The 6,513-nt window shown below is 43.0% G+C and carries 7 protein-coding genes; 2 read left to right on the plus strand and 5 right to left on the minus strand.

All coding sequences use genetic code 11. The features are described from left to right. The first annotated feature begins 3 nt into the window (after positions 1 to 3). Positions 4 to 585 (plus strand): dCTP deaminase, encoded by a 582-nt coding sequence (dcd, locus tag ACE1CD_RS26625; RefSeq protein ID WP_374826764.1) that lies wholly within the window; start codon positions 4 to 6, stop codon positions 583 to 585. A gap of 179 nt (positions 586 to 764) precedes the next feature. On the opposite strand, the gene thyX is transcribed toward dcd, so the two are convergent. From thyX to ACE1CD_RS26650, 5 genes are all read right to left on the minus strand, one after another. Next, positions 765 to 1,487 carry an FAD-dependent thymidylate synthase gene (gene thyX, locus ACE1CD_RS26630; protein WP_374826765.1) on the minus strand — a complete coding sequence of 241 codons (723 nt, stop codon included), beginning with the start codon at positions 1,485 to 1,487 and terminating at the stop codon, positions 765 to 767. A gap of 199 nt (positions 1,488 to 1,686) precedes the next feature. After that, positions 1,687 to 2,310 carry a dTMP kinase gene (gene tmk / locus ACE1CD_RS26635; RefSeq protein WP_374826766.1) on the minus strand — a complete coding sequence of 208 codons (624 nt, stop codon included), beginning with the start codon at positions 2,308 to 2,310 and terminating at the stop codon, positions 1,687 to 1,689. Between the two features lie 32 nt (positions 2,311 to 2,342). Next, positions 2,343 to 2,804, minus strand: a complete 462-nt coding sequence (locus ACE1CD_RS26640; RefSeq protein WP_374826767.1) for an ATP-binding protein — start codon at positions 2,802 to 2,804, stop codon at positions 2,343 to 2,345. Between the two features lie 33 nt (positions 2,805 to 2,837). Further along, a complete protein-coding gene (sfsA, locus tag ACE1CD_RS26645) occupies positions 2,838 to 3,593 on the minus strand; it encodes a DNA/RNA nuclease SfsA (protein ID WP_374826768.1) in 756 nt (251 codons plus the stop codon). After that, complete coding sequence (locus ACE1CD_RS26650) at positions 3,593 to 4,774, minus strand: DUF3095 domain-containing protein (RefSeq protein ID WP_374826769.1); 1,182 nt, start codon at positions 4,772 to 4,774, stop codon at positions 3,593 to 3,595. Before ACE1CD_RS26650 ends, sfsA begins: the two co-directional genes overlap by 1 nt. A 65-nt stretch (positions 4,775 to 4,839) precedes the next feature. Between ACE1CD_RS26650 and murJ the strand changes: the two genes are divergently transcribed. Beyond that, complete coding sequence (murJ, locus tag ACE1CD_RS26655) at positions 4,840 to 6,462, plus strand: murein biosynthesis integral membrane protein MurJ (protein ID WP_374826770.1); 1,623 nt, start codon at positions 4,840 to 4,842, stop codon at positions 6,460 to 6,462. Positions 6,463 to 6,513 lie beyond the last annotated feature (51 nt).

The raw sequence follows: 6,513 nt of genomic DNA on the forward strand, positions 1-6,513 counted from the left end.
ACTGTGATTAAGAACGATATCTGGATTACTGAAATGGCTCAAAAAGGAATGATTTCCCCCTTTGAGCCTCAATTAGTTCGTCGTGTTGAACAATTGCCAGTCATTTCTTATGGCCTTAGCAGCTTCGGTTATGATATTAGGTTATCGCCTGTAGATTTTCGCATTTTTAGGCATATTCCAGGCACTGTAGTAGATCCCAAAAACTTTAATCCTGAAAATTTACAGCCTACAAAACTATATACAGATGCCAATGGTAGCTACTTTATTCTTCCCGCTCACTCTTACGGTCTTGGGGTTGCTCTGGAAAGGTTAGAAATACCAAACAACATTACAGTACTCTGTATAGGTAAAAGTAGTTACGCTCGTTGCGGAATCATTGCAAATATTACTCCAGCTGAAGCAGCTTGGCGGGGTTACTTAACCTTAGAGTTATCTAATGCTTCTAGCGCTGATTGCCGCATCTACGCAAATGAAGGAATAGTGCAGTTGCTGTTTTTGGAAGGAGAACCTTGTGCTGTCAACTATGAAGCGCGTCAGGGTAAGTATCAAGACCAGCCAGCAGCAGTAACTCTTGCTCGTATCTAATCTTCAGAGGACGAAGTTCGAGCTATGTTATCAATTAGCAGCAAAGAAAATAAGTTATGTCAATCCTCACAGATACAGATTAAAAAAATATTTTATACTAAGGAAAAATAATATTTTTTAAATATCCAATTTTTAACGGAAGTTAATCATTTTTTTATAAACTTCCGTTTAATTAAACTTTACGGTGCTAACCTTGCTTTACCAAGACGATTAATTTCGTACCACTCTGCAATTGCTGGCACCCAATCCTGAAAGTGCGGCCACATCAGTTCGCATAGTTTTTGAATTTCCAATTGTGCATTTTTCTTATTTCTCAAGTCGCAAAAATGCAGGAAAGACCTTAAATTAAAGCTAACCACAAAATGTTGGCGGTAATCAAAAGGTAGCTTACCCCTGGCGTGTTCCTCAGACATCCCTGCCTCAACATCAGCTTTGTATCGCCTCGCCGCTTCGATACACCATTTTAAATCTGCTTGCCGTTGCTCTAATGAATAATAGTATTTTTTACCTTGACGGTCAGTGTAATCACCCACTGGACGAAGATAGAAAACTTCTTCTATATCTTTCTTCCCTTCTGCTACATCAATAAATTGATTGCCTGTATACCGAAATGACTGGACATCAAAGGATACCCCAATACGATGAGTCCGCGCCTGCTGCATGACACTATGAGGAAAATAACCGCAATTAAACACAATTTGAGGATGCTCTAATGGGCCATAATGTCCCCTTTCACCCGCTAAAAGACGCTTCACAATAATCTCACCGCAGCTTGACTCTGAAGGCCACGAGTCCCGCTCGTCAAACACAAAAGCCTCTGTATAATCTTGGTGGAGAGCGGCATAGATTACCTGCTGAGGATTTGGTGTTTTGGCAATAACTTCTACTCGAAATCGATCCATTAGACTTTCACAAATTGTTGACTGCGCTCAGAGTGTTTACATCACGAATGAGCATTTATGATTGTCTCAGAAAACGGTAACTTCCAACAACTCCGAATTGCTCATTTCAAGACGTGAGAAATCGGGTTTCTTAAAGAAAGTTGAGATTCTTGGCTTCAATTTAGAAGAAACCCGGTTTCTTGCCTAGTGTAAGACCGGATTAATCAAAATTTTCCTCAATGAAGGTTACTATTTTTTCTCGAACAGTCTCTTTATCCTGGGTGCCATCAACTTGGAGTACTAAACCATCATAGTTGCTGAATATTTCTTGATAATTCTTTCTCACTTTAGCGAGTTTTTCTTGATTTTCGTATATTTCTTTGACCGATCGATCTCCGATCCTCGTCACCCCCAACTCTGCGGGTATATCAATATACACCACCAAATCCGGATTGGGAAATTTTTGATTCAACCTGCTGATAAATTCCCTATCTTCTGGCGTATGCCAATTATATGCTAAAGAAGAAAAATAATATCTCGTACCGATCACTGTTAAATTATCATTAAGTAACTTATATACCCCATCCACTTCATTGTATAGGTGATCGTGGCGATCGGCTGCAAATAAATAAGCCATTTGTTCGTCAAACTTCTGGGTATCGTTAACAAACAAAACCCTTTTCTTCATTGCCTGCCGAATCATATTGCCGATCGGCCCATTCGACGGTTCGCAAGTTAACACCGCCGCTCGACCTTTAGCTGTAAAATAATCCTTCAGCAGGGTAGCTTGGGTCGAAGTGCCAGAGCCATCGATGCCTTCAAAAACTATAAACAAATTTTTCATTTTCTGTATCGTTGCACCTTGAAAATGCTATCCTAATCCTTTTGTTTGATCAGGATTAGGCAATTCCGGCTATCCCCACATCTTTCATAACTCACCCGATCCGTAAGGCGTCGCATCAAGAACCAGCCATAGCCGCCTTCCTGTAGCGTACCCGGTTCCGGTTCCGGTAACGTATCCGGATCGAAAGGTTTACCTTTATCCCAAATGCGGATCTCCAGCCGATCTTCCCATATACTCAGCTCAATGTCGATCGGCGTTTCTGGCGGCAAATTTTTGTGCGCGTGGCGAACCGCGTTAGTAAATCCTTCGTCAAAAGCTAATTTGATGCCATCGTATTCTTTCCCCAACCAGGCAAGCTTAGACTTATTCTGCCAGCAAAATCTATCAAACCATTGGAGTACCTGGTTGAGGATGGTTAAATCGCTCTTAACGGTCAAATTGCCTTTTTGTAACATTCCTTCGCATTTCCACCATTTCATTGAAGTAAGAAGCATATTAAATCCGTAAATTTCAAACTTTGCCTTGAACTATGTATTAATATTCAATAGTGGCATAGAAGGAAGAAAATCTGCCAACCCTAAATAACGAATACCATCCGGCTTAGTTTCAAAACGGCATGGCAAAACTTCCACTCCTCGTGCCACTGCTTCTCTTAACAGTTTGCCATAAACCGTGTCGGCACAATCTCCAGGCGCAAACTGAGTGCAGTCACCGCGATTGATAAAATAGAGCATCACCGCCCGCGCTTCCGGTAGTAGCCGCATCAGTTCTCGCAAGTGCTTCTGTCCCCGCGTCGTTTCCGTATCGGGAAATAACGCCAGTCTTTCTTTTGCCCAAGTAGTATTTTTTACTTCCAAATATATAGGTCGTTCCAAATCAGTTCCCGTCAACAAAAAATCCACACGACTGCTTTTATCCAAACCGTAAGGCACTTCACCTCGAATCTGGCTGTAATTTCCCAGTTGCGGAATCAAATGTTTTTGTAAAACTAGCTTCACTACTTGGTTTGGTAGACCGGTATTCACTCCTACCCAAGTAGGTTCGTTATCGGAAACTTGAATCATTTCCCAGGTATAAGGCAATTTGCGTTTGGGATTATGGCTTAAAGACACCTGTACCAAACTGCCAGGAATGCAGACACCTGTCATTGGCCCGGTATTCGGACAATGAGCTGTAATTACCTCACCTGTAGCTAATTCAATATCTGCAAAAAAACGCTTATAGCGTTTAAGCAAAATGCCGGGATAGAGAGTTGGGTAACAGTAAATCCGATCGTATGTCATCAGTAAAACCCCGATTTCATTCTTGACTTCATTGCTTTGGCAGCTAAAGCATAGCCGCCATCGGCACCATCCACAAAATGTACTTGGCGACCGTTGCGCTCAAATACCAGACAGGTCATGATGGCGCGATCGGAGATATGCAAACCGTAGACTAATTTCCCCTCTTTATATAGGTTATCTAAAGATTTTGTCAATTTTTCGCTTTGCAAAGTATTACCTGCAATAACCATACGTAACATATCATCAAACTTTTTGTAATCTGTAGCTGTAATTAAGCTTTGCTTATAATTGCCCCAATCTGTATCCCGTGTTTTAACTTTAAATCCCATAAAAAAAGCTCCTAAATAGTTTGCCAATTTAATCTTTGATAGATATATTTCTTTATCTAACCAACTGCCTGACTGGGAACGAATTTTGACTTCTTTGAACAATTTATTTTCATTAAACGAAAGATTCAGATATTCGGCAGATACCGGATGAAGATCGGCTTCCTCACCGTAAATCTCTTTAATAAGATGTAAAACGTCTTTGTAAACAGAGCTAATTTCTCCCAAATCATCGCTTATTGCCATCACCAACAAGCTCACGATCTCCCCATGTTTGCTGGGTATATCTTGCCAGCGACACTCCAAACCAGAAAAATCTGCTTGGCTAGAACCAACAACATTATTAAGGCGATAAAGGCCGGCAGTTGTAGCATTTTTAACCAAGTCGTTGGCATAAGCCAGACCGCCCCCGGTAAATACCGCTTGGGTGTAATTTTCAGAAATTTTCACCTTAGCTACTTTCACATCATAGTGCCTTTCAATAACTACAGACACAGGGACTATGCCAATCCGTAAATCAAAGTCAAATTCATTTTGAGCTAAATCTTGTGTAGCTAGTAAAGCTCCCTGCACTGCCGATAAAAGAGTTGGTGGAATTAAAATTGTAGCGCCATCACCGCCGAATACAAAGGGAATATCGATATTTTTAGCGATATTTAAAATAGCAACAATAGAAGCCGCTCCCATTAAATTAACATCCTTGTAACGGCCTGACTCAATTGCTTTAGTAGAACCAGCAATATCCGTGACTATAATCAGCCAATCTTGAGGAACAGAAACAAAATTCCGGAAATCCGTGATGTCCAGAAAATTTTCTAAACTAGGTAAGTCGGCATAGAAAGTTTCGGCGGACATACTGTTCGGACTTGCCAGATTCACGATTGAATAGTACAACTACCTTTAGTCATTTTTAACATTTTGTGTCTGCAATCAAAAAACCCTCTCGAACTCTGGCTGGAATTGCGGGAATCGTCGCAGTTGCAACCTTAATCAGTAAAGTGTTTGGCTTGGTACGCCAGCAAGCTATAGCCGCCGCCTTTGGAGTCGGTGCAGCCGCCAACGCCTACAGCTACGCTTATATTCTCCCAGGTTTTTTGTTAATCTTGCTAGGCGGCATCAATGGGCCATTTCACAGCGCCGTCGTCAGCGTACTGGCAAAGCGCGGTAAAGAAGAAGCCGCTCCCATTGTAGAAACAATCACAACGATTGTCGGTGCAGGTTTGCTACTGGTGACGATCGCCACCACGATCTTTGCCGAACCGCTGATCAACTTAGTCGCACCGGGACTTAGCGATACATCAGAAGTAGGTTCCCTCACGAAAGCGATCGCCATCCAACAACTTCAAATTATGGCACCGATGGCGCTCTTTGCCGGACTGATCGGCATCGGTTTTGCCACCCTCAACGCCGCAGATCAATACTGGCTACCCTCCATCAGCCCCCTATTTTCTAGCATCACAGTCATCGGGGGAATTGCCGTCTTAGCTATGCAGCTGGGCAACAAAATTACCCTCCCCGAATATGCCATCCTGGGAGGACAGGTTTTAGCTGTAGGAACCCTTACTGGCGCAGTCTTGCAATGGTCAGTGCAGGTAGTGGCCCAGTGGCGAGCGGGTTTGGGGACATTGCGCCTGCGCTTCGACTTCCAGCATCCTGGCGTGCGCGAAACAATTAGACTCATGGGGCCGGCCACTTTTTCCTCCGGTATGATGCACATAAACGTTTACACCGACTTATTCTTTGCATCGTTCATCCCCAAAGCCGCCGCCGCCTTAAGCTATGCCGGATTGTTAGTGCAAACACCTTTAGGAATTATTTCCAATGTTTTGTTAGTACCTTTTTTACCCATATTTTCCCGACTCGCCGCCCCGGAAGATTGGCCGGAATTAAAAGTGCGAATTCGTCAGGGATTAATTCTCGCTGCGCTTACTATGTTACCCCTTGGCGCGATCATGGTTTCCCTTTCTGTGCCAATTGTACGAGTAGTTTACGAACGGGGAGCATTCGATCGCGACGCATCTAAGTTAGTAGCATCCCTGCTCGTTGCTTACGGTATCGGGATGTTTTTCTACTTAGGTCGAGATGTACTGGTGCGCGTATTTTATGGTTTGGGAGATGGAGATACACCCTTTCGCATCAGCGTCATCAATATCTTTCTCAACGCTTTGTTGGATTTTATCTTTATTCAACCTTTTGGCGCACCCGGTTTGGTCATGTCAACAATGACAGTAAACTTCACCTCAATGGTAATGTTGTTGTGGTTTCTCAACCGCAAACTCAACGGTTTGCCCTGGCGCGAATGGGGAGTACCGTTAATAGGTTTGACTGCTGGTAGTGCGATCGCAGGTGTCGCCAGTTGGGGTACAAATTGGGGTTTGCAACAAATTTTAGGCAGCGAAGGTTTGCTAATTCAACTACTGCAATTGAGTTTAGCTGGGTTAGTTGGTTTATGCCTGTTTGCTGTATTTGCCATTCAGTTGAAGTTGCCAGAAGTCGATATTTTTGTCTCCCGTATCCGCCAACGATTTGTTAAAAAAAGCTAGAATTTGGTAGGTTGGGTTGAGGCACGAAACCCAACGCTAAATGGGTGGTTG

The organism is Aerosakkonema sp. BLCC-F183 (assembly GCF_041929145.1).
In the GTDB taxonomy this organism is placed as follows: domain Bacteria; phylum Cyanobacteriota; class Cyanobacteriia; order Cyanobacteriales; family Aerosakkonemataceae; genus Aerosakkonema.

Excerpts from the sequence above, each read along its gene's own strand:
- ACE1CD_RS26640 (WP_374826767.1), bottom strand. The coding sequence starts at position 2,804 with ATGCTTCTTACTTCAATGAAATGGTGGAAATGCGAAGGAATGTTACAA.
- tmk (WP_374826766.1), bottom strand. The coding sequence starts at position 2,310 with ATGAAAAATTTGTTTATAGTTTTTGAAGGCATCGATGGCTCTGGCACT.
- sfsA (WP_374826768.1), bottom strand. The coding sequence starts at position 3,593 with ATGACATACGATCGGATTTACTGTTACCCAACTCTCTATCCCGGCATT.
- ACE1CD_RS26650 (WP_374826769.1), bottom strand. The coding sequence starts at position 4,774 with ATGTCCGCCGAAACTTTCTATGCCGACTTACCTAGTTTAGAAAATTTT.
- thyX (WP_374826765.1), bottom strand. The coding sequence starts at position 1,487 with ATGGATCGATTTCGAGTAGAAGTTATTGCCAAAACACCAAATCCTCAG.